Annotated in this window: 24 protein-coding genes; 2 read left to right on the top strand and 22 right to left on the bottom strand. The window is 31.5% G+C overall.

The annotated features are described in order from the left end of the window. Together rpsP and ffh are read right to left on the bottom strand one after the other, a co-directional pair. The gene (gene rpsP / locus ACTT83_RS01865; protein ID WP_440918500.1) at positions 1 to 483 is read right to left on the bottom strand and encodes a 30S ribosomal protein S16; all 483 of its coding nucleotides are present in this window, start codon (positions 481 to 483) and stop codon (positions 1 to 3) included. Between the two features lie 13 nt (positions 484 to 496). Then, entirely contained in the window at positions 497 to 1,855 is a 1,359-nt protein-coding gene (ffh, locus tag ACTT83_RS01860) for a signal recognition particle protein (protein WP_440918499.1), read from the bottom strand. Positions 1,856 to 2,037: 182 nt separating this feature from the next. Between ffh and dapF the strand changes: the two genes are divergently transcribed. Together dapF and ftsY are read left to right on the top strand one after the other, a co-directional pair. Then, entirely contained in the window at positions 2,038 to 2,841 is an 804-nt protein-coding gene (dapF, locus tag ACTT83_RS01855; RefSeq protein ID WP_440918498.1) for a diaminopimelate epimerase, read from the top strand. Then, entirely contained in the window at positions 2,841 to 3,758 is a 918-nt protein-coding gene (gene ftsY, locus ACTT83_RS01850; protein ID WP_440916694.1) for a signal recognition particle-docking protein FtsY, read from the top strand. The genes dapF and ftsY overlap by 1 nt, the downstream gene beginning before the upstream one ends. Here the strand turns inward: ftsY and ACTT83_RS01845 are convergent. From ACTT83_RS01845 to ccmC, 20 genes are all read right to left on the bottom strand, one after another. Beyond that, positions 3,751 to 4,314, bottom strand: coding sequence for a hypothetical protein (locus tag ACTT83_RS01845; RefSeq protein WP_440917695.1), 564 nt, complete (start codon positions 4,312 to 4,314; stop codon positions 3,751 to 3,753). The two genes, ftsY and ACTT83_RS01845, sit on opposite strands and share 8 nt — an antisense overlap. 49 nt (positions 4,315 to 4,363) lie before the next feature. Continuing rightward, positions 4,364 to 5,080 (bottom strand): alpha/beta hydrolase, encoded by a 717-nt coding sequence (locus ACTT83_RS01840; protein WP_440916692.1) that lies wholly within the window; start codon positions 5,078 to 5,080, stop codon positions 4,364 to 4,366. Between the two features lie 85 nt (positions 5,081 to 5,165). Continuing rightward, the gene (locus ACTT83_RS01835; protein WP_440916691.1) at positions 5,166 to 6,071 is read right to left on the bottom strand and encodes a DMT family transporter; all 906 of its coding nucleotides are present in this window, start codon (positions 6,069 to 6,071) and stop codon (positions 5,166 to 5,168) included. Positions 6,072 to 6,082: 11 nt separating this feature from the next. Then, positions 6,083 to 6,259, bottom strand: coding sequence for a hypothetical protein (locus tag ACTT83_RS01830; RefSeq protein ID WP_440916690.1), 177 nt, complete (start codon positions 6,257 to 6,259; stop codon positions 6,083 to 6,085). A gap of 1 nt (position 6,260) precedes the next feature. Continuing rightward, positions 6,261 to 7,589, bottom strand: a complete 1,329-nt coding sequence (locus ACTT83_RS01825) for an amidase (protein ID WP_440918497.1) — start codon at positions 7,587 to 7,589, stop codon at positions 6,261 to 6,263. A gap of 6 nt (positions 7,590 to 7,595) precedes the next feature. Beyond that, entirely contained in the window at positions 7,596 to 8,957 is a 1,362-nt protein-coding gene (locus ACTT83_RS01820; protein WP_440916688.1) for a TRAP transporter large permease, read from the bottom strand. After that, entirely contained in the window at positions 8,947 to 9,537 is a 591-nt protein-coding gene (locus tag ACTT83_RS01815; RefSeq protein WP_440918572.1) for a TRAP transporter small permease subunit, read from the bottom strand. The genes ACTT83_RS01820 and ACTT83_RS01815 overlap by 11 nt, the downstream gene beginning before the upstream one ends. An 88-nt stretch (positions 9,538 to 9,625) precedes the next feature. Further along, a complete protein-coding gene (locus ACTT83_RS01810; protein WP_440916686.1) occupies positions 9,626 to 10,780 on the bottom strand; it encodes a TRAP transporter substrate-binding protein in 1,155 nt (384 codons plus the stop codon). A 118-nt stretch (positions 10,781 to 10,898) separates the two neighbouring features. Further along, entirely contained in the window at positions 10,899 to 11,852 is a 954-nt protein-coding gene (locus ACTT83_RS01805) for a 2-hydroxyacid dehydrogenase (RefSeq protein WP_440918496.1), read from the bottom strand. A gap of 16 nt (positions 11,853 to 11,868) precedes the next feature. Beyond that, complete coding sequence (locus ACTT83_RS01800; protein WP_440917690.1) at positions 11,869 to 13,242, bottom strand: FAD-binding oxidoreductase; 1,374 nt, start codon at positions 13,240 to 13,242, stop codon at positions 11,869 to 11,871. Positions 13,243 to 13,280: 38 nt separating this feature from the next. Next, a complete protein-coding gene (locus ACTT83_RS01795; protein ID WP_440916683.1) occupies positions 13,281 to 14,447 on the bottom strand; it encodes a pyridoxal phosphate-dependent aminotransferase in 1,167 nt (388 codons plus the stop codon). Between the two features lie 5 nt (positions 14,448 to 14,452). Beyond that, positions 14,453 to 15,616 carry an alpha-hydroxy acid oxidase gene (locus ACTT83_RS01790; protein WP_440918495.1) on the bottom strand — a complete coding sequence of 388 codons (1,164 nt, stop codon included), beginning with the start codon at positions 15,614 to 15,616 and terminating at the stop codon, positions 14,453 to 14,455. Continuing rightward, entirely contained in the window at positions 15,616 to 16,767 is a 1,152-nt protein-coding gene (locus ACTT83_RS01785; protein WP_440916681.1) for an alpha-hydroxy acid oxidase, read from the bottom strand. Before ACTT83_RS01785 ends, ACTT83_RS01790 begins: the two co-directional genes overlap by 1 nt. 17 nt (positions 16,768 to 16,784) lie before the next feature. After that, positions 16,785 to 17,300: an acyloxyacyl hydrolase gene (locus ACTT83_RS01780; protein WP_440918494.1), complete on the bottom strand. Its 516-nt coding sequence runs from the start codon at positions 17,298 to 17,300 to the stop codon at positions 16,785 to 16,787. Continuing rightward, entirely contained in the window at positions 17,297 to 17,668 is a 372-nt protein-coding gene (locus ACTT83_RS01775; RefSeq protein ID WP_440918493.1) for a cytochrome c-type biogenesis protein, read from the bottom strand. Before ACTT83_RS01775 ends, ACTT83_RS01780 begins: the two co-directional genes overlap by 4 nt. Then, the gene (locus ACTT83_RS01770; protein ID WP_440918492.1) at positions 17,665 to 18,183 is read right to left on the bottom strand and encodes a DsbE family thiol:disulfide interchange protein; all 519 of its coding nucleotides are present in this window, start codon (positions 18,181 to 18,183) and stop codon (positions 17,665 to 17,667) included. Before ACTT83_RS01770 ends, ACTT83_RS01775 begins: the two co-directional genes overlap by 4 nt. Beyond that, on the bottom strand, positions 18,173 to 20,050 hold the full coding sequence (locus ACTT83_RS01765; RefSeq protein WP_440918491.1) for a heme lyase CcmF/NrfE family subunit: 1,878 nt from the start codon (positions 20,048 to 20,050) through the stop codon (positions 18,173 to 18,175). Before ACTT83_RS01765 ends, ACTT83_RS01770 begins: the two co-directional genes overlap by 11 nt. Position 20,051: 1 nt before the next feature. Then, on the bottom strand, positions 20,052 to 20,471 hold the full coding sequence (ccmE, locus tag ACTT83_RS01760) for a cytochrome c maturation protein CcmE (RefSeq protein ID WP_440918490.1): 420 nt from the start codon (positions 20,469 to 20,471) through the stop codon (positions 20,052 to 20,054). Between the two features lie 10 nt (positions 20,472 to 20,481). Next, positions 20,482 to 20,709, bottom strand: a complete 228-nt coding sequence (gene ccmD, locus ACTT83_RS01755; protein ID WP_440917682.1) for a heme exporter protein CcmD — start codon at positions 20,707 to 20,709, stop codon at positions 20,482 to 20,484. Further along, complete coding sequence (gene ccmC / locus ACTT83_RS01750; protein WP_440917681.1) at positions 20,706 to 21,413, bottom strand: heme ABC transporter permease CcmC; 708 nt, start codon at positions 21,411 to 21,413, stop codon at positions 20,706 to 20,708. The genes ccmD and ccmC overlap by 4 nt, the downstream gene beginning before the upstream one ends. Between the last annotated feature and the right edge of the window lie 35 nt (positions 21,414 to 21,448).

Raw genomic sequence — 21,448 nt, 5'->3', positions numbered from 1 at the left:
TTACTTTTTTTCCTCTTTTGGAGCGTCTGCTTTTGGAGCTTCCTCTTTTTTAGCTTCTGCTTTTGGAGCCTCCTCTTTTTTAGCTTCTGCTTTTGGAGCTTCTTCTTTTTTTGCTCCATCTGTCGGTGCTGCGTCTGCTTTTGCTGCTTCCTCCTTTTTAGCATCATCAGACCCTTCTTTTTTTCTATCTTTTTTTGGAATAGCTTTTTGAGGATTATTACCATTAGCAGGCATTGGCATTAACTCATTTTCACCTAAGATTCTTGCTACTCTTGTAGTTGGTTGTGCACCTTGGCCTAACCAATATTTAATTCTTTCAGCCTCTAATCCTATTCTCTCTTTTTTTTCTTTAGGTAATAGAGGATTAAAAAAACCAACTTTTTCTATGAAACGTCCATCTCTTGCAAAACGACTATCAGCTACAACAACTTTGTAAACTGGTCTTTTCTTTGTTCCACCTCTTGATAATCTAAGTTTTAACATTTACTCTCCTTTTTTATTTTAATTGATTAAATAATTCTGGTGGTATTCCTTTGTCAGACATACCTTTCAGATTTCCTTTAGACATCTTTCTCATCATTTCAGACATCATTTTAAATTGTTTTAACAATTTATTGATAGTGGCTGGATCAGTTCCAGAACCATTAGCGATTCTTTTTTTTCTAGAACCATCAATTATTTTTGGGTTCTCTCTTTCTTTTTTTGTCATCGATAAAATTATAGCCTCGTTCTTAGTGATAACACTCTCGTCAATACCAGCAGAATCCATTTGTGATTTAACTTTAGAAATACCTGGCATAAAAGACATGATTCCCTCTATTCCACCCATTTTTTTCATCTGTCTAAGTTGAGTTAAATAATCTTGCATTGAAAATTGTCCCTTTTTTAAATTCTCTTCTGTCTTTTTAATATTTTCTTCACCTAAATCTTGTGCTGCTTTTTCAACTAGAGATACAATATCTCCCATTCCAAGAATTCGGTTAGCAATCCTATCAGGATGAAACACCTCAAAATTTTCAATTTTTTCTCCTACCCCTAAAAACTTAATTGGAACCTCTGATACAAATTTCATACTTACCGCGGCCCCACCTCTGGCATCACCATCAGCTCTTGTTAAAATAATTCCTGATAAACCTACAGTATTTTTAAATTCTTTTGCAACTGATGCTGCTACTTGACCTGTTAAAGAATCTGCAACTAAAAAAGTTTCAGCGGGATTGATTATATTTTCAATCTGCTTTATTTCACTCATCATTTGAAGATCTATTTGTGTTCTGCCAGCTGTATCAAATAAGATAATGTCGGCACCATTTAAGTTTGCAGCACTTATTGCTCTCTGACAAATATCTGCTGGTTGTTGACCCTCTATAATTGGTAAAGTTAAGATATCATTGTGCTCACCTAAAGATTTCAATTGTTCTTGTGCAGCTGGTCTATAAATATCTAAGCTGACCATCATTACCTTCTTTTTCTTTGTATTTTCTAAATATCTTGCAAGTTTTGCAGTAGTGGTAGTTTTACCTGAACCTTGTAGACCAACTAACATCATTGGTACGGGAGGAACGGCGTTTAAATTTACATCAATGTTTTTTTCACCTAATAAATTAACTAATTCGTCATAAACGATTTTTACAACCATATCACCAGGAGATGTAGATCTGATAATTTCTTGCCCTAAAGCTTTAGGTTTAACTTTTTCAATAAAATCTTTTGCGACCTCAAGTGATACATCGGCCTCTAGTAAGGCTTGTCTAATAGCTCTAAGGCCTTCATCAACTTGGCTCTCATCAAGCGAAGGGGCTTTTTTCAGAGAGGAAAAAACTTCCTCAAATTTATTTGTTAAATTTTCAAACATATTTATTTCACACAGCAGTAATCGCACTAGTGGGCGAACCCTCGCTAACTAGTGTCGATCTCTTTGTTTCCAAAGACACCGCAAATTTAACGTTTTTGCGGAAACTGCCACAAACTATAATAGAGGTTCAAAAAGTCAATAAATAAGTTAAATAACTATATATGGATATTAGGGCTTTTAAAATGGATGGATTAGGTAATGATTTTGTAATAATTGATAATAGACAAAAGATTACCAATTTAACTAAAGATCAAATCATAAAAATTTGTGATAGAAATTTTATTGGCTGTGATCAATTAATATTTATTGAATCTAGCAAATCAAGTGATGCAAATTTAAAATTTTTTAATTCTGATGGAGGAGAGTCTGGTGCGTGTGGAAATGGTACTAGATGTGTTGCAAAATTAATCTCCGAGGAGACAAAATCTGAAAAAGTCATTTTGTCAACTTCAAATGGAAATTTAGAGTCAAAAATATTAGATAAAAACATTGTTACGACTGAAATTGGTAAAGCTAAATTACAATGGAACGAAATACCTTTATCAGAAAAACTAGATACAAAAAATTTAGATATTAAGATTATTGATTCGAATAACAAAGAACATTCAGGTGGGACGGCAGTTAATGTTGGAAATCCACATATTGTTTTTTTTGTAAACGAAATTGAAAATTTTAATATTGAAAAAATTGGACCCGAAATTGAAAATCATAAAATTTTTCCAGAAAAATGTAATGTTACAATTGCTACAATAATTAATAAAAATTTAATTAGAGTGAAGGTATGGGAGAGAGGAGCGGGGCTGACCAAAGCATGTGGAACAGCTGCATGTGCAACAGCATTTGCTGGTAAATTAAATGATCTTACTGAAAATAAAACAGACATAGAATTTCAAACAGGTAAATTATCAATTCTTATAGATGATAAAAATTCAATCCACATGAAAGGACCCGTTTCAGAAATAAAAGAAATTGAGTTCAAACTATAATGGGAATTTTTGATAAATTTAAGATAGGCTTTAAAAAAAGTGCATCTGCACTGACATCTGGACTAAAAGAAATAATTATAAAAAAAGAGATTGACGATAAAAATTTAAATAAAATTGAAGAATTTTTAATTGAGTCAGATGTAGGTGTCGAGGCTGCGTCTGAGATCAAGGAAATCATTTCAAGTAAAAAAATCGATCCAAATAAAGATTTATCAACCGAGATAAATCTTATTTTAAAAGAATATATTATTAATCTAATGAAACCTTTAGAGAATAATTCATTTTTCGAAAAAAAAGATAAACTCAATGCAACATTAATCTCAGGTGTGAATGGTGTTGGCAAAACAACAACTATTGGTAAAATAGGTAAAATTTTAAAAACTAACGGGAACAAAGTTATGTTTGCCGCTTCTGATACTTTTCGAGCAGCAGCTATTGAACAATTAGAAAACTGGGCAAATAAAATTGACGTTAAAATAACTAAATCATCTCAAGGTTCTGATCCAGCATCAGTCGCATATAAAGCAGTTGAAGAAGCAATCAAAAATAATTTTCACCAAGTATTAATCGATACTGCTGGAAGACTACAAAATAAAAAAAATTTAATGGAGGAATATAAAAAGATAGCCAATGTAACAAAAAAAATTGACCAGGATGCCCCTCACAACATTATTTTAGTTTTAGACGCAACATCGGGACAGAATGTAATTAATCAAGTAGAAGAATTTAACAAAATTATTCCATTAACTGGTTTAATCATGACCAAATTAGATGGAACTGCCAAAGGCGGTATTCTATTGGCGATAGCAAAAAAATATCAATTACCTATTATTGCTTTAGGCTTGGGCGAAAAAGAAGACGACTTACAATTATTTAATGCAGAAAAATTTGCTGAAGCTTTTACGCAGGTTAATTGATTAAATTACTCGAGATTAAAGGTTTATAAATGCTACACTTATAATTATCTTTAAATTTATAATGCCCACAATCCTTAGAAAAAGACGAAATAATAAAATCAAATTTTCCTGTAGTGGGGTAAAGTTCAAGTTTCTTGTTAAAAATATCATACTTAAAGTTTGCGTTTAAACTTTTAACTGCACTAATCATCACCAGTGTTTTATCATCTTTTAAAAGATAATAAGCAAAGTCGTCTGGAAATACAGGAAAGTCATATTCCTCTAAATGAAACTTGGCTTGAGAGGGAAACCAATCATAAGAGATCAATGGTGAAGAAGACTTTGTTGAATAATTATAGATATAAAGATCTTTTGGATAATCATTTATATAATTACTTTCTTCACCTCTAGCTAAAATCGATTTCTCTCGCCCCTTAAAATATAGCGCAAATTTTTTGTTGTGAGAGTCCATATGATCAATGTGAAATAAATCATCAGGATAAAATGAATTATCTTTGGAAAAAGCAAAGCTTTTTAAAGTTATGAATAAAATTATAATAATAAAAACATTTTTCACTTTTTAAACTTAATCTTAAATCTTGAAAAATATTTGTTTAGAATATGGCTTAATTTAAATTAATCAAAAAAGAGTTTAGTGCTTTTACAAGACTCTCGTCATACTCCATCATATGATTGTCATATTTGGTAAAATACGAATATTTGGGTTCATTAGCTATCTCAAACATCTTTTTACCCATCTCAAAAGGAACAATTTGATCTTTTTCACCATGCATTATCAAAATTGGAGATTTAATATTTTTAATTTTGTTTTTATTTTCAAATTTATCTTTGAGTAAAAGACCAACAGGTATATATGGATAAAATTTTTTAGCCGCATCAATCATTGATGTGAATGGAGTTTCTAAAATAACACCTGCGAACTCTTTGTTCTGGGATAAATGTGTTGCAACTCCTGTTCCTAATGATTCTCCATAAATTACTATATTTTTTTCATCTACACCTTTTTTTACCAACCATTTAATTGCACTTTCACCATCCTCATATAATCCAGACTCTGATGGTTTACCCTCGTTACCACTAAAACCTCTCCAAGCAATTATTAAAAAATTAACACTCATGTCTCTAAAATGATTTAATTTATGAATTCTATTTTCTAAAGATCCAGCATTTCCATGAAAAAATAGAATTGTTTTATTTTTTTTTATATCTTTTTCATGATACCAACCCAATAAATCTAATCCATCTTGGGTTGGGACTTTTACTTTTTCAATATAAACTGAGAGTTTGTCATCAAAATAATTATTTTCATCAGGATGATACATTAAGTTCCTTTGATAAAAATAAAGAAATACTAAGAGAAATAGGTAAACTAAAATTGTTAGTTGTAAAAATAATAACAAACTATTCCTAAACCTTTTTAACATTATTTTTCTTTGCTAAATATACGCCAAAAAATACCAGAATAGTCCCAATAATATGGTAATTTTCAAATTTTTCGTCAAATAAAAAGTATCCATAAATTGCACCGTAAACTGTAAAAACATAAAGCGTAAAGCCAGTTAAAGATGCACCTAATTTTTTTTGAGCTATAGTATAAAGTGTAAAGGCAATTATCCCTGGCGATATAGCAGCAAAAATCACCCATAAATAAAATTCTGTTACAAAAATAGTCTCTTTATAAAATAATTCCTCACCAACATAAAAGGGTAACAAACTTAAAGCACCAAAAAAGGAAATCATAGCAAATCTATCGAAAATTTTTAATTTTGATTTCCAATAAAATAAATAAATAGAATATAAAGCCCAACCAACTGCAGCAGCTAACATCCATAAATCACCAATTGTAAATCTAAGATTAATTAATAAATCAATATCACCTTTAATAATAATGACAAAAACACCAATCAAACAAGCAATTAAACCAATTACCTTTGTTAAATTTATTTTTTCTTGAAAAAAGAAATATGAAATTAAAATAATAAAAACTGGAGAGGATGTGTAAATTATCCCCATATTTGTTACAGTTGTTGTCTCACCAGCTAAAAAAGGGAAAGCGCCACATACACCACATCCCATTGACCCTAAAAAAAATAATTTTTTATATTCCTTTTTAATTATATGAAAATTATTTTTTAAAGTTACATAAGTGAATGGTAATAAAATCAAAAAAACTAATGTCCAACGCCAAAATGCAAGTGAAATAGGTGGAACAAATTCAACACCACCTCTAGCAACAACTAAGTTACTAGCCATAAAGATTGGTTGTATAAATAGTAATGATAATGGAAATATATCTGTCTTAATATTTTTCAATTTAATTGATATTAATCTTTATCAAAAAAGGCTTCGTATATCATCATGATGATAGCTGCACCCATTAAAAGATAGACTGGAATAACATCCAAGAAGCCGATCATCATTGATCTCGTTAAAGTTGTTGCTAAACCAATTAAAAAGAAAACTGCAAAAGATAATCCTATGATTGTAGTAATTTTATTCATTTTATTCCTGACATTCTTTTTCTAACCAATTAGCAACTCCTAGAAATCTATGGTCATCATATTTATTGCCAATTAATTGAACCCCTAATGGTAAATTATTTTCTCCTTCAAGTAAAGGTAACGAAATACATGGTGTGCCAAGATAAGACCAAACTTTATTAAATTCTGCTGTTCCTGTACTTTTTAAACCCTTTGGTGCAACACCTGGACTAGCTGGTGACAAAACTCCATGATAATCCTCAAAAACTTCCTCGTAAGACTCATAGCTTCTTTTCATAAAATCAATTGCTTCCGCGTATTCTTTCGCGGAATGTTTATTGCCTTTTGTAATTGCATCTTGCATATACTTAGACAATTTCTTTTTAAATTTTTTAAAATACACTGAAAAGTTATTGGCTAAATCAGTCTCATGAATAATTTGGTGATACTTGTGAATATCCTTAAAATAAGAAGGTGTATCAAAAATCTCAATATTTTTTTTGAATGAATTAATAAAATATTCAAATGACTCTCTAGACTTTTTATCTATTAATTTCCAATGTTCAGTTTTATAAAAAATAAATTTAGGATCAAATAAAGGTCCTTTTTTTGTCTCAGATAAAATATTCTCTGTTGAGTAATGTATAGTTGCTGGATCAAATTTATCTTTTTTTATCAATACTTTTGCTAGCATGGCCACATCCTCAACTTTTCGGCCAAAGATTCCTATATGATCTAGATTGTAAGAAGTTCTTAAAACACCATTTCTAGATATCAAACCATAACTAGGTTTATAACCCACTACTCCACAATAGGATGCTGGTCTAATAATAGATCCGCCAGTTTGTGATCCAATTGATGCAGGTGCCATAAACGAAGCCACTGAAGCAGCTGATCCGCTTGAAGAACCACCTGGTGTTCTTGTTTTATCATGTGGATTTGTGGTTGCCGAGGGTCCTAAATAAGCAAGTTCTGAGGTTGCTGTTTTACCCATTACAATCGCTCCAGATGCATGAAGCAGATCAATTATTTCAGCATTTTGTGAATATGATTTACCTTTTCTAATAACTGTTCCACATTCGGTTGGCATATCAACTGTCCCAATAATGTCTTTAACTGCAATAGGCACTCCATGAAGTGGACCAATTGGTTTACCAGATCTTCTATGATCGTCAGCTTCTGCAGCTTTTTCTAATAAAACTTTTTTATCAAAATGGGCCCAAGCCTTTATATCTTTGTCAAATTTATTGATTCTCTCGATATACTTTTCACAAACATCAACAGAAGTGAGTTGAGCATCTTTAATCTTTGTAGCAAGTTCTTCAAGACTTAAAGAAAATATATCTGTCATCTAAAATTAATTTGCAAATAATGTCTCTGGTAACCAAAGTGCTATACCTGGAAATAAATACATTAGAACCATAGCTAAAATTACAATACCTAAAAATGGCATTATTCCTCCAAAGATCTGCATCAATTCAACATTCTTTGATTGAACTCCCTTTAGATAGTAAGCAGACATTGCCATGGGGGGTGTCAAAAATGAGGTTTGTAAATTTAGAGCAATCAACATTGCAAAGAAATACGGATTTACTCCAAAAAATTCGACTAATGGTAAAAATATTGGTACAAAAATAATTAATATCTCCGTCCACTCCAATGGCCAACCTAATAAAAATATAATCAATTGTGTAATTACTAAAAATTGCCAAGGCTGTAAATTTAGAGATTTAAAGAAATGTTCGAAAACCTCGTGGCCTCCAAGATAAGAAAATACAGAAGCAAATGTCCACGATCCTATGAAAAGCCACATGATCATTGCAGTTGTTTTAGCTGTCAAAAAGACAGACTCTTTAAAATTTTTCCATTTAAGGGTTTTATAAAAATATGAAAGCACCAACGATCCAAATGCACCAACGGCTGCAGCTTCAGCAGGTGTTGCTATTCCAGCTAAAATTGTACCTAGAACTAAAATTATCAATGAAAATAAAGGTAAGAAGGAGACAAGAACCTCTTTAAGAATTACTGCAGTAGGAGGTATTTCCTCAGCTGCAGGTTTTGGCGCAATTGATGGATTTAACCAAGCTCTGAACACTGCGTATGCAATGTAAAGTCCCGCTAACATCAATCCTGGAAAAATAGCAGCTGCAAATAATCTTAGTGGTGATAGTTGAGCAATTACAGAGTAAACGATCAACATAATACTAGGTGGAATTAAAATTCCTAAACACCCGCCTGAACAAATTATTCCAGATGCAAATTTTTTATCATAACCGGCTTTAATCATAGCAGGCCATGCCAGTAGTCCCATTAAAGTAACAACTGCACCTATAATACCTGTTGCTGTTGAAAAGAGGGCACAAGTAATCAGTGCTGCAACTGCCATTGATGCAGGAAGCTTATGAGATGCTAATCTAATTGCAAAAAATAGTTTTGCTACAATACCTGCTCTTTCAACTAAATATCCCATGAATAAAAAGAGCGGGACAGCAGTAAGGACATTATTATCCATAACAGTGTAGGTATTTTGAACAAAAAGTTGGAATATCCTGTTATCAAAAAGGTGTTCCATCTTAGTTGGATCAAAGTAAGCATAATATCCAAAACCTAGTCCCATCGCCATTAAAGTAAAGGCAATCGGAAAACCTAATAGTACGGCAAATAAAAATATACCCATCATCATTATTGCCACTTCGGGATTTGTCAGACTAAATAACATCTTCTTTATTTCCTTCTTGTGAGGTTCTCATTAATACTTTTTCAGTTTCTTCAGCATCACGCTCTGTTCCTCTTTCTGGCCAACTACCAGTTTTTATACATATAATACATCTAAACACTTCACCTATTCCCTGAAGGGTTAACAGGCTACCAGATAAAGGTATTAAAGATTTCGCCATATAAATTTGAATTTGAGCTGGACTATTCCAACTTGTTTCTTTTATTTTCCAAGCTAGCGCAGCATACTCGTAGCCATAAAAGGCTAATGCAACTACGCCAGGAAAAAAGAAAATAAAATACAAAACTACATCAATCCAAGCTTGTACTCTTTGAGAAAATAATCTGTAAATAACATCTCCTCTTACATGTGCCTCGGTACACAAAGTATATGCACCAGCCATCATAAAAATCGCGCCATACATTTGGAGACTAAAATCGAAATTCCATAAAGTTGGTGCATTTAAAGCATATGCCATAAAAACTTCATAGCACGTTCCACCCATTAAAATTACAATACACCAGGAAAATGCTTTGCCCATTGAGACACTTAATCGGTCGGCAAATTTTATATAAGATCTCATCATAGATATAGACTCTTATTGAATTGTTTTGAATTAATCAAATAAAAAGGGGGCCGAGGCCCCCTCATTAAAATTTATGAAAAGTTAACTATAACTTAACTTTTGCTATTGGACCAAACTCATTTTCATACGCAAGTTTGTAATTAGGCTGATTCATCAGCAAGTATTTCATTACTCTCTTCGCATACGCTTTCTGAGAATCTACGACTTTCTTAAAGAAAGGATCTTTCTTATTGAAATCACCGATTACCTTATCCCAACCTTTTAATTGTTGAGCTAAGATTTCATCAGAAGTTTGGTAAACATTTACTTTATGCTCATTCATTAACTTAGCTAAGTCAGCTGAGTATCTTACTAAAGCTTTAAAGTAGTTATCACTATTTGCAGCATAAGCAGCATTTTTCAATATTGCTTGGTGTGCAGGTGATAAACTATTATATGTTTTTTTGTTAACTGGTATCTCAAACATCTCTTGAGATTGGTGGAAGCTTCCTAAGTGATAGTGCTTAGAAACATCTTGCATACCAAACTGAGAGTCTGAAGTAGGGTTGTTAAACTCAGCAGCTTCAATCAAACCAGTTTTCATCGCTGGTTGAATTTCACCACCTGGTAATTGTCTAACTACCATTCCCATTGCAGTTAAAACGTTAGTCGCTAAACCAACAGTTCTGTACTTCATACCTTTAACATCAGACACTTTAGTTACATTCTTTTTGAACCAACCAAAAGGCTGAGCTGGCATAGGCATATGGAAAAAACCAACATAATCGAAACCAACTTTTGCAAGTGTTTCGTCATATAATTTTCTTCCTCCGCCATACTCCATCCATCCCATAACTTCTTGAGATGACATTCCATATGAAGGACCAGTTCCAAATAATGATGCAGCAGGGTTTTTACCATACCAATATGCAGTCACCCAGTGACCCATATCTACTACACCGGAACTTACCGCTTGTCCGATTTCTGAAGTCTTTACAACTGCTCCAACCGGTTGAAGATCAATCTGAAGAGATCCTCCAGACATTTCTTTAACCATGTTACAATAGTCTCCAGCCATTTCGAAAAAGATGTTAGCTCCACTTGGCCATGCAGCTTGCATCTTTAAAGTTGTTGCTGCGTTTGCCTTCACATATGGCATTGCAACAGCGGCTGCAGCTATAGCACCAGTCTTAGCAGCAGTTTTAAAGAACTTACGTCTTGAAGATGTTTTCACCTTCAATGATTTATTTTCTTTAGTCATTATTACTCCTATTAAAGTTAATTAACTTGATTAATTAAAACATAGAATCAGATTAGAGTCTTTCTAAAAAAAGGCGTAGATGTCGCAATAGTTGAATTAGATTCAATCCTGAGTAGAATTAATTTACTTTATTTTTACAATTTCCAGTTTTAAAAAACTCATCAATATTATCGATTGCTAAGTTTGCCATTGCAATTCTTGTATCCTTTGTTGCGCTTCCTAGGTGAGGAAGAATAAATGCTGACTTAATTTTATTATAACCAGGATTTAAGTTTGGCTCATTTTTATAAACATCTAATCCAGCTGCATATATTTTTCTTCGATTTAATGCATCAATTAAAGCTTCGTCATCTACTATATCTCCTCTAGCGACGTTAGTGATAACTGCTCCTTTAGGAAAATATTCAACAGTTTCTTTGTTAATAATGTTTTCTGTTTCTTTAGTAGCGGGACAACAAATTGATAGGACATCAGAAACTGAAAAAAGACTCTTAATATTATCATGATAAATTGCTCCCTGTTCTTTTTCATCACTTAACTTTGATCTATTGTGATAATGAATTATCATGCCTAACGACTTTGCAATCTTTGCAATTTTTTGTCCTATTCTTCCCATGCCTAAAATACCAAGTCTGGAGCCTGTCAATTGCTTACCTATTAAATAATCTGCTGACCACTTCCAGCCGCCTTCTTGAGCAGATACTATTCCTTCGGAGGCTCTCCTGCATGCGCCTAAAATTAAAAGTATCCCAATTTCAGCTGTCGCATCAGATAAAACTTCAGGAGTATTGGTAACTGCAATGCCTCTTTTTTTTGCGGCATCTAAATCAATATTTCCAAATCCAACTGCAAAATTTGAAATAATTTTTATCGTGTCTGGCAATTTGTTGATTGTTTCTTTATCCATCTTATCTGTTAGAGAAGATAAAATTCCATCACATCCTTTGCTCATTTCTATTACTTTTGACTGAGAGTATAGCTCATCATTATTATTGAATATTGGATCAAAAGTTTTTGTGGCTTTATCCTCACTCTCCTTAATTAATCTTCTAGTGATTAAAATTTTTTTCATTTAAAGATAGAATTAACTAATTTAGATCAAATATCTTGCCAGGATTCATTATATTATTTTGATCAATGCTTCTCTTAATCAATTTCATTAATGGAATGTTGTCAGCATGTTCTTTTAAAAGATATTCTTTTTTATGTAACCCAACTCCATGTTCTCCAGTGATTGTACCTTTCAATTCAAGCGCTTTGTTAATTAACAAATCGTTAAATTCTCTTATTTTTTTGTATGTCTCTTTGTTTTCAGGGTCAAATGGCAAAAGTACATGAAAGTTTCCATCTCCTAAATGACCTACCATCGGAGCTCTTAATCCAAATTTTTTTGCCTGCTCTTCTGCGTAATTTACACATTCAGTTATATTTGAAATTGGCAAACATACATCGGTCGAATAAACTCTTCCATTATTTATCAATGCTTTAACAGAATAATAAACATCCCATCGTGCTTTCCAAAGCTTATTTCTCTCCTCTAGATCTTTTGCCCATTTAAAAGAACTTCCATTATTATCTTTCGATATTTCCTCAACAATTTTAATATTTTCATTATTAGATGCCTCGGATCCATGAAACTCAAAAAATAAAGTTGGCACTGCTTCGATATCCTTCAATTTAGAGTAATTAATACTAATACCCATTTGATCTTTGTTTAACATCTCAATTCTAGCGATAGGGACTCCATATTGAATAACTTGTTGAGCAGTTTGAACTGCATTTTCTAAAGTTGGAAAATGACAAACTGCAGACATAATGCTTTCTGGTATTGGCGATAATCTCAATTGAACTTCTGTAATTATTCCTAAAGTTCCTTCTGAACCTATAAATAAATTGGTTAAATTATAACCTGCTGATGTTTTTTTGGTTCTGCTACCAGTATTAACAATATCTCCATTAGGCAGAACAACTGTGAGTCCACTGATTACAGTTTTCATTGTTCCATATTTTACAGCCATTGTCCCTGAGGCTGATGTTGAAGCCATTCCTCCAATTGCTGCATTAGCACCTGGATCAATCGGGAAAAAAACTCCGTCTTCTCTCAAATAATCATTTAATTGCTCTTTAGTTACACATGCCTGAACTCGACAATCAAAGTCCTCAACATTCACACTTAAAATTTTATTCATTTTTTCAAGACATATGGTTATGCCTTTTTCATTACCGACAACATTTCCTTCTAAAGATGTTCCTGTTCCAAAAGGTACAACAGGAATTTTGTGCTCATTACATAAACGGAGCACTTTAGAGACCTCTTCATTTGTTTCAGGAAAAACTACAGCTTTAGACAAAACGGGATCATAAGTATCCTCACCTCTAGCATAATTTGCTCTTGTTGACTCAGAGGTAGAAAATCTTCCATTAAAAATTTTTTTAAACTCTGCTTGGACTTGCTCGTTCATTAAAATAATATTAGTAAAAATTTTATCAAAAATACAGCTTATTTAGTAAGCATTTTCTTTATGTTTTCTAAGGCCTGTAAAATGTTATCTCTTGATGCTGCAAAACTAAATCTTACGTAATCATTACAGGTTTTACCAAAGGCTGTTCCTGGAACTATTGCTACTCCAGCCTCATGCATTGCTTTTTTACAGAATTCAGATCCATTCATTCCTGTACCAATTACTTTTGGGAATGCATAAAAAGCTCCTCCAGGTAAACTACACTCCACTCCTGGTAGATCATTTAACCCCTGATGAATTAAATTTCTTCTTAAAGTAAACTTATCTAACATATCTTTGATGGAGTCATCGGGGCCATCTAATGCAGCAATACCAGCATATTGTGCAGCAGCATTTACACATGATACGCTATTTATTAATAATTTGTTTACATGCTCAATAAGTTCTTTAGGCCAATAACTCCAACCTAATCTCCATCCCGTCATTGAATAAGCTTTGCTCCAACCCTCTAATACAATTAGCCTATCTTTTAAATTTGGATAATGGAAAAAAGAAGGCATTTCTTTATAGTCAAAAATTTGTCTACTATAAATTTCATCACTTAAAATAGTAACATGAGGATGTTTTTCTAACTCCTTTGCAAAATAGTCAATTACAGGTTTCTCAACAAAACTTCCTGTTGGATTATTTGGATTTATTAAAATCAGTAACCTAGTTTTTTTAGTTATAAGAGATAAAATTTTATCCGGATCAAATTTAAGATCTTTATCTTCAGTTAAATCATAAGGGACAGGCGTTGAACCTGTATAATTAATCATAGACTCATATATTGGAAATGCAGGTGTAGGATGAATTATTTCTACTCCCGGTTCTCCGTAACATTGTATCGCGTAACTCATTGTAGGTTTACCGCCTGGCATGATTAAAATTCTTTCAGGATCTATCTCAGCTTTGTAACGTTTCTTAATCCATCTTGTTACAGCTTGTCGACACTCAGGTATTCCATTTGACATCACGTATCCATGATGACCATCATCCAAAGCTTTTTTTGCCGCTTCAACAACATGTTTAGGTGTTTTAAAATCTGGTTGTCCTAGACCTAAATGGATCATCGGCTTACCTTGGGCCTCTAATTTCTTTGCCTCTGCTAATACCGAAAAAGCAGACTCTGTTCCCAATCTATCTAAACTCTTTGCTAGTTCCATAACTTTTATATTTTATTAGAAGTTCTATAAATTAATTTTGAACTATTCAACTCTTTTAGGTTCTTACATCCCATTAAAACCATATTTCTATTGATTTCCTCGTGCATATTTTTAAGTAAATGCTCAACACCTTGTTGTCCCCCTGCGGCTAAAGAGAACAAAAACATTTTACCAAAACTACAGGCTTTTGCACCTGCAGCGATTGCTTTTAATACATGAGTTCCTCTTCTAACTCCCCCGTCTAATATGATTTCCAATTTATCTCCAACTGCATCTGAGATTGCTTTGACTTGATCGAATGGCGATCTTGATCCATCAAGTTGTCTTCCACCATGATTTGAAATCATGATTGCCGTACAACCAATATCTATTGCTCTTTTCGCATCATCAACGGACATAACACCTTTAAGTGCAAAGGGTCCATTCCATTTCTTTACACAATATTCTGCGTCCTTCCAGTTCATTGCTGGATCGTATTGTTCATTAATGTACTCTATAACTGATTTTGCAATATTGGTGCCCTTATCTGTTTTTGTAGCCACATTTGCTAATTTAAATTTCCCATGTGTAAGATAATTAAATACCCAACTAGGATGAAGAGCAAAACTCATTAAACTTTGTAAAGTTAACTTTGGCGGGGTTGTAAAACCTGTTCTATGATCTCTTTCTCTGTTACCTGCTACTAAAGTATCTACAGTTAAACACATTCCATCAAATCCTGATCTTCTACAACGATCAATTAAATCATCAGTGATTGATTGATCTTTGTGAACATAAAGTTGAAATAACTTTGGTCCACCTGAAATATTTGAAATTTCCTCTATAGTGTTATTTGCCATCGTAGACATACTATAAAATGTTCCAAACTTATCAGCTGCTCTAGCAGATGCTTTGTCACCGTCATGATGATAAAGTCTTTGCATGGCACATGGTGATAAAAAGAGTGGCATATCAATTTTTTTTCCAAAAATAGTTGTTGAGAGATCTGGTTTTCCGACACTTGCTAAAATATTAGGAACTAAATCGCATTCATCAAAAGATTTTGTATTTCTTTTGAGTGTTATTTCATCATCTGCACCACCATCAATATAGTGAAATATTGGTGAAGGTAATTTTTTCTTTGCAAGTTTTCTAAAATCGTCAAAATTATAGCAATTTTGTAAACTCACTATTTTCTAAATCTAAGATTATTTCTATTAAGATCTGAAATTTTTGTACATCCCATGAGCTTCATATCTCTAACTAACTCAGATTTATACAACTCAAGAGCTCTTTCGACGCCTGGTTGGCCTGCTGCTGCAAGCGCATAAAGATAAAGTCTTCCACCAGAACATGCTTTTGCACCAAGAGATAATGCTTTAAGCATATGTGTTCCTCTATGAATTCCTCCTTCACATATAACATCAAGTTTATCTCCAACTGCATCAACAATTTCTGCGAGCTGATCAAATGGTGATCTCGATCCATCAAGTTGTCTGCCACCATGATTTGAAACCATTATACCAGTACATCCAATATCAACTGCTTTTTTAGCATCTTCTACACTCATTATTCCTTTAAGTGCAAAATGACCTCCCCATTGAGAACAAAGTTTTTCAGCATCTTTCCAATTCATAGATTGATCTAACATTGTTGAAAAATAATTTCCTATGGAAGAGTTTGTACTTGTACCTTCTTTTACAAAGTCTTGGAGGTGAGGTAATTCAAATTTACCTTTTGTTAAATAATTTATTCCCCACATTGGTTTAGTCGCAAAACTAAATAAGCTTGATAGAGTCAATTTCGGCGGAGAGGTAAAACCAGTTCTTAAATCTCTTTCACGATTTCCTCCTGTAATGGTATCGACTGTTAGAGCCATTACATCAAATTTAGCAGCCTTAGCTCGCTCTAAACAAGAGTCATTTAAACCTCTATCTTTGTGAAAATAAAACTGAAACATTTTGGGTGTATCAATCAAAGAGGATATTTCCTCTACGCTAACTGTTGCTAATGCAGAAACACCAAACATTGTATTAAATTTTTTAGCTGCTTTTCCAACTGCTCTTTCACCATCATAATGAAAAAGTCTTTGTAATGCTGTTGGTGAAAGATAAAATGGTAAATCTAACTTTTTACCAAAAATTGTTGTGGACAAATCTACATTCTCAACACCTCTTAAAACATTTGGAACTAAATCTACATCGTCAAAGGCACTTGTATTTCTAGCATATGTAATTTCATCGTCAGCTGCACCATCAATATAATGAAAAATAGGCGATGGAAGCTTTAGCTTAGCAAGTTTTCTAAAATCACCAAAATTGTGACAATCTTTCAATCTCATTATCATAGAATGTTTGTTTAAAAGGTTTTAAGAAAATTAAACATATAACTATTTGCCCCAGGATTTTTATCTCCCAAACTTGCATTGGATAAATGATTATATGATAAGCCTAATTGGCTATTTTGAAATAAATCTAAAGAAATCTGAACTTCGCTTTTGAATTCTAATAAATGTCCAAGATCTTTGCCATCTCCCTGACTATAAAGTCCTGGGGCAAAACTTGGTATAATATTTAAGGCTCCTAAGGAATATTGTGCTTGCACACCAGTATACAGGTAAGCTGCACTATCAGCAGTAAACATAAATCCTGTTATTGGAGAAAGATTACCAAGAAAAGTATCTCTGTTTAAATCTGTATTTTGATGTTGAAACCCAATTAAAGCAGATCTCTTTCCATTATCACTGAAGTCAAACATCCCTGAATAAATATTAAACTTTGTATTATCATTACTTACTTTAGTGTCTTCTGCAATAATTGAAGAAGAAATTAAAAAAGACAATATTACCAAGTAACAAATTCTCAGATAATTCATAATTTTTTTTTTTTAAATATAACTTTCTTGAGTATTATTGCACCACCAAATACAAACATCAATATAGGTAATAACCAAAGAAAATAGGTATTTTTACTGAATCCTGGATCATAAAGGATCCAGTCTCCATATTTATTTTTAAGATAAGCATATATTTGTTTTTCATCTAAGCCTTCATTTAATTTTTTTTCTACTAAAATTTTTACACTATTAGCAAATTCAGAGTCTGAATCGTAAACTGATTGTCCTTGACAAATTAAACATCTTAAATTTTTTGTTATTTCAATTTCTAAGTTTTTAGCTTTTAAATCAGAAGAAAAACAATAAATCAAAAAAGTCACAGAAACTAAAAATTTTAAAATATTCATTGTGTCAATTCTTTTATCTCAGAAAGTAATTTTTCATTCAATGGACCAATAATTTTTTTAACAATTAGATTATTTTTAATTAGAAAGGTTTCAGGTACTCCATATGCACCCCATTCAATTGCTATTGTACCATCGTTATCAAAAAAAATTAAATCGTATGGATTATCTAAATTTATCAAAAAATTTTTTGCATTATCAAAATTATCTTTATAGTTTTGTCCAATAATTTTGATATTCTCTTTTTTACTTAAATCCATTAGATACTTATGTTCCTCTTTGCAAGGAACACACCACGAAGCCCAAATGTTTAATAAATAATAATCACTTCCTATAAAAATCTGATCTGAATTTATTTTGTCTTTTGAAAAAAACTCTTTTGTTTCAAAATTTGGAATTTTAATTTCTGATTTTGTTTCAGGAGTATAAATATTTGTATTTTGTAAACCTTTGTAAAAAACAAAAAAAATTATCGAGAATGTAAAAATTAAAAATAAAGGAAAAATTTTAGTTTTCATATTTTTTTCTAATTAAAGATAAACAGCCACTAAGGCACAATAGAATAGTAGAAATCCAAATCCAAATCATGAATGGCTTTACTTGATAACGAATATTAAAATAATCTTGATTTTGGACATAGTTCATTGTCATAAATTTATCAGTGAATATATTAGTTTTGATATCTGCTTCACTAGTAACAATATTTGGTTGATTATATATTCTTAATTCAGGCTGCATGACTTCAATTAATCCACTTTGATCCTCTACAATAAACTTTCCTCTAATTGCTTTAAAATTTTGTTTATTTTCTTGCTCAATGCTCTCAAAATTAATCTTCAAATTTTGAGCTTGGTAAGTTTCATTAATTTTTAAATTTGTAATAACTTCAGATGAAAAAATATTATTAAATAAAATACTAAGTATCAAAATGCTAAAACTAAAATGAGCAGTAATTTGCGACAGGTTTCTATATTTTCTGTGAAAAAAATCTCTAAGAGTTATAAAAAATAAATAAAAAGCTGCTGTAATTAGAATAGTATTGTAAAGAAAATTAATATCTAAATTTCTAATTATCAATACTGATAAAATTAAAGAAATTACAAAAAATGAAATTAAATAAATTTTGTCTTCAATATCTGATTTAATCCACTTTAATTTAGGTCCTATTGCCATTGCTAACATAAATGGGATTAAAAATGGTAGGATCAATTTGTTAAAAAATGGTGGACCTACAGATATTTTTTGAGATGAAATTACCTCTAAAAATATTGGATAAATTGTTCCAATTAAAACAACTGATAAAAAATACATCATAAACCAATTATTAACTAAAATTGATGTTTCCTTACTTAATAAGTAGAAAGTTTTGGAATTGTCGTTTTCACTTTTATGAAAAATTAAAAATATAAAAAAAGATAAGAATATCAAAATAAATAAAAATATTAGAATATACAAACCTCTCTCTGGATCATTAGCAAATGTATGAACAGAATTTAAAATACCTGATCGAACCAAAAAAGTACCACACATACTTAGAGTAAAAGTTGCAATAGATAACACAACAACCCACGAGGTAAGAATAAGCTTTTTTTCTAAAACTAATACACAATGTAATAAGGTTGTTAATGCAAACCATGGCATTAAAGATACATTTTCAACTGGATCCCAGAACCAAAAACCTCCCCATCCTAACTCATAGTAAGCCCAAATAGATCCAAGTAAAATTCCTAAAGTTAAAAAAATCCAAGAAACTAAAACCCATTTTTTGATATGTGATGCCCAAATTTTTGTAATATTATTTGAACAAACTGCTGCTAGTGCTGAGGAAAAAATTATAGAAGTTCCAACGTAGCCAAGATATAAAATTGGCGGGTGAATTGCTAATGCAGGGTCTTGCAATATAGGATTTAAACCTAATCCCTCTTTTGGAACTGGAAAAACATGATTAAAAGGATTGGAGGTTTGTATTAGAAAAATAAAAAAACCAACTATTATTATCTGTTGGAATAATAAAGTTAAAATTTTATATTGTTTTGGTTGATTTTTTGACCTCAGTAAAAAGACAAATATAAATAATGTTAAAACTAACAACCATAATAATAGACTACCCTCATGATTACCCCAGGTCCCAGAGATTTTATAAAACAGCGGCTTAGTTGTGTGGGAATGATTAAAAACTGTCTCATTACTAAAATCTGAGTTAACAAAAGATAAAATTAAGCCTGAGAAGCTTATTATTACAAATAAAAGTTGTAAGAATACTAAGGATATTACTTTAGTATCTAACTTCTGAGTATCATTAAAATTTTTAATAGAAAAAAATATAACTAAAATTGAAACACCGACACCAAAGATTAAAGAATAATATCCAATTAAACTCGACAATTTATTTCTCCTCTAAAGCAGCCTTTACCTCAGGTGGCATATAATTTTCATCATGTTTAGCTAAGATTTTCGTTGCTGAAAAAAAATTCTCATCTTTTAAAAATCCCTCTGCAACAACACCTTTACCTTCTTCAAAAAGATTGGGTATTAATCCTGAGTAAACAACATTAATTTCACTTTTAAAGTCTGTAATAACAAAACTTAATTCTTTATTTACAATAGAAATTGAGTCAGTTTTTACCATTCCCCCAATTCTAATCTTTTTCTGCTGCATTTCAGATAAAGTTTTTATTTCAGATGGAGATTTAAAATATACAACATTTTCCTCTAATGATTTTAGAATAAGGAATATCGTTAAACTTAATGTAACAGCGATTAAGAATATAAAAAAAAATCTTAGTTTAACTTTACGACCATACATGGTTTAAAAGTTAAATAGTTGAAGTGTTGGATAGAATCTCTCTATTAATTCTTTGTAGTCTAGCAGAGGCAGCTCTTTCAGAGTTTAGGTTTCCAAATTTAACAATAAACTTATTTTTTTCTCTTTCATATTGATTTTTAATTACCAGATACAATGACATAAAACTTAAAAAAGTAAAAGCAAATGAACCCCAAACATAAATTCCGTATCCGTCCATGTAAAAAATTTCACTTATCATAATCTGTCTAAACCCTTATTTTTAATTTTTATCAGTTCTGTATTATATTTCATTAAAAAAATTAGCAATGAGAATAGGGCAAATGCCGCAGTCATAATTAGTAAAGGAACGAGCATCGAAGAATGAATAGTAGATTTTGATAATATATTAATTGATGCTGGCTGATGAAGTGTGTTCCACCAGTCTACAGAATATTTAATTATAGGAACATTTATTATTCCTAAAATTGTAATAATTGAGGTTACCTTAAAAACTTGTTCTTTATCTTCATAAATTCTCCAAGCAATTAAATACATCAAATAAAATAATGCCAATATTAACATAGATGTAATCCTGGCATCCCACGCCCACCATGTTCCCCACGTGGGCTTTCCCCAAATAGAACCTGTTACAAGAGCAATTACATTAAAAACAAATCCTGACGGAGCCAAACTCTTTGAAATTAAAAAGAAATTTTTAATTTTAAATATATAGCCAACGATAGAAAGAATAGTAATAGTAGAAAAGATACCTAGTGAGATCCATGCCGCGGGAACATGAACATACATTATTCTTACAGAGTGACTTTGTTTGTAATCTTCTGGTGAGAGAATTAGAGCCTCAGTTAAACCTATAGAGACTACCAAAATAAATAATAATAAAACGTATTTTGGTGCTTTAGAAGTTATAGAAAAAATTCTATTAGGTTCTAGTAATTGAAACATAAAATTTTATTTTTAAAATAAATATTAGGGTTATT

The organism is Candidatus Pelagibacter sp. (genome assembly GCF_052049775.1).
Taxonomy (GTDB): domain Bacteria; phylum Pseudomonadota; class Alphaproteobacteria; order Pelagibacterales; family Pelagibacteraceae; genus Pelagibacter.
Note: the sequence above shows the minus strand (reverse complement) of the source record. Positions and strands in the feature narration are given on the sequence as shown.

What these genes read in the sequence shown, in the direction of transcription:
- rpsP (WP_440918500.1), bottom strand. Translation starts at nt 483, where the DNA reads ATGTTAAAACTTAGATTATCAAGAGGTGGAACAAAGAAAAGACCAGTT.
- ffh (WP_440918499.1), bottom strand. Translation starts at nt 1,855, where the DNA reads ATGTTTGAAAATTTAACAAATAAATTTGAGGAAGTTTTTTCCTCTCTG.
- dapF (WP_440918498.1), top strand. Translation starts at nt 2,038, where the DNA reads ATGGATGGATTAGGTAATGATTTTGTAATAATTGATAATAGACAAAAG.
- ftsY (WP_440916694.1), top strand. Translation starts at nt 2,841, where the DNA reads ATGGGAATTTTTGATAAATTTAAGATAGGCTTTAAAAAAAGTGCATCT.
- ACTT83_RS01840 (WP_440916692.1), bottom strand. Translation starts at nt 5,080, where the DNA reads ATGTATCATCCTGATGAAAATAATTATTTTGATGACAAACTCTCAGTT.
- ACTT83_RS01830 (WP_440916690.1), bottom strand. Translation starts at nt 6,259, where the DNA reads ATGAATAAAATTACTACAATCATAGGATTATCTTTTGCAGTTTTCTTT.
- ACTT83_RS01825 (WP_440918497.1), bottom strand. Translation starts at nt 7,589, where the DNA reads ATGACAGATATATTTTCTTTAAGTCTTGAAGAACTTGCTACAAAGATT.
- ACTT83_RS01820 (WP_440916688.1), bottom strand. Translation starts at nt 8,957, where the DNA reads ATGTTATTTAGTCTGACAAATCCCGAAGTGGCAATAATGATGATGGGT.
- ACTT83_RS01815 (WP_440918572.1), bottom strand. Translation starts at nt 9,537, where the DNA reads ATGAGATCTTATATAAAATTTGCCGACCGATTAAGTGTCTCAATGGGC.
- ACTT83_RS01810 (WP_440916686.1), bottom strand. Translation starts at nt 10,780, where the DNA reads ATGACTAAAGAAAATAAATCATTGAAGGTGAAAACATCTTCAAGACGT.
- ACTT83_RS01805 (WP_440918496.1), bottom strand. Translation starts at nt 11,852, where the DNA reads ATGAAAAAAATTTTAATCACTAGAAGATTAATTAAGGAGAGTGAGGAT.
- ACTT83_RS01800 (WP_440917690.1), bottom strand. Translation starts at nt 13,242, where the DNA reads ATGAACGAGCAAGTCCAAGCAGAGTTTAAAAAAATTTTTAATGGAAGA.
- ACTT83_RS01795 (WP_440916683.1), bottom strand. Translation starts at nt 14,447, where the DNA reads ATGGAACTAGCAAAGAGTTTAGATAGATTGGGAACAGAGTCTGCTTTT.
- ACTT83_RS01785 (WP_440916681.1), bottom strand. Translation starts at nt 16,767, where the DNA reads ATGAGATTGAAAGATTGTCACAATTTTGGTGATTTTAGAAAACTTGCT.
- ACTT83_RS01780 (WP_440918494.1), bottom strand. Translation starts at nt 17,300, where the DNA reads ATGAATTATCTGAGAATTTGTTACTTGGTAATATTGTCTTTTTTAATT.
- ACTT83_RS01775 (WP_440918493.1), bottom strand. Translation starts at nt 17,668, where the DNA reads ATGAATATTTTAAAATTTTTAGTTTCTGTGACTTTTTTGATTTATTGT.
- ACTT83_RS01770 (WP_440918492.1), bottom strand. Translation starts at nt 18,183, where the DNA reads ATGAAAACTAAAATTTTTCCTTTATTTTTAATTTTTACATTCTCGATA.
- ccmE (WP_440918490.1), bottom strand. Translation starts at nt 20,471, where the DNA reads ATGTATGGTCGTAAAGTTAAACTAAGATTTTTTTTTATATTCTTAATC.
- ccmD (WP_440917682.1), bottom strand. Translation starts at nt 20,709, where the DNA reads ATGATAAGTGAAATTTTTTACATGGACGGATACGGAATTTATGTTTGG.
- ccmC (WP_440917681.1), bottom strand. Translation starts at nt 21,413, where the DNA reads ATGTTTCAATTACTAGAACCTAATAGAATTTTTTCTATAACTTCTAAA.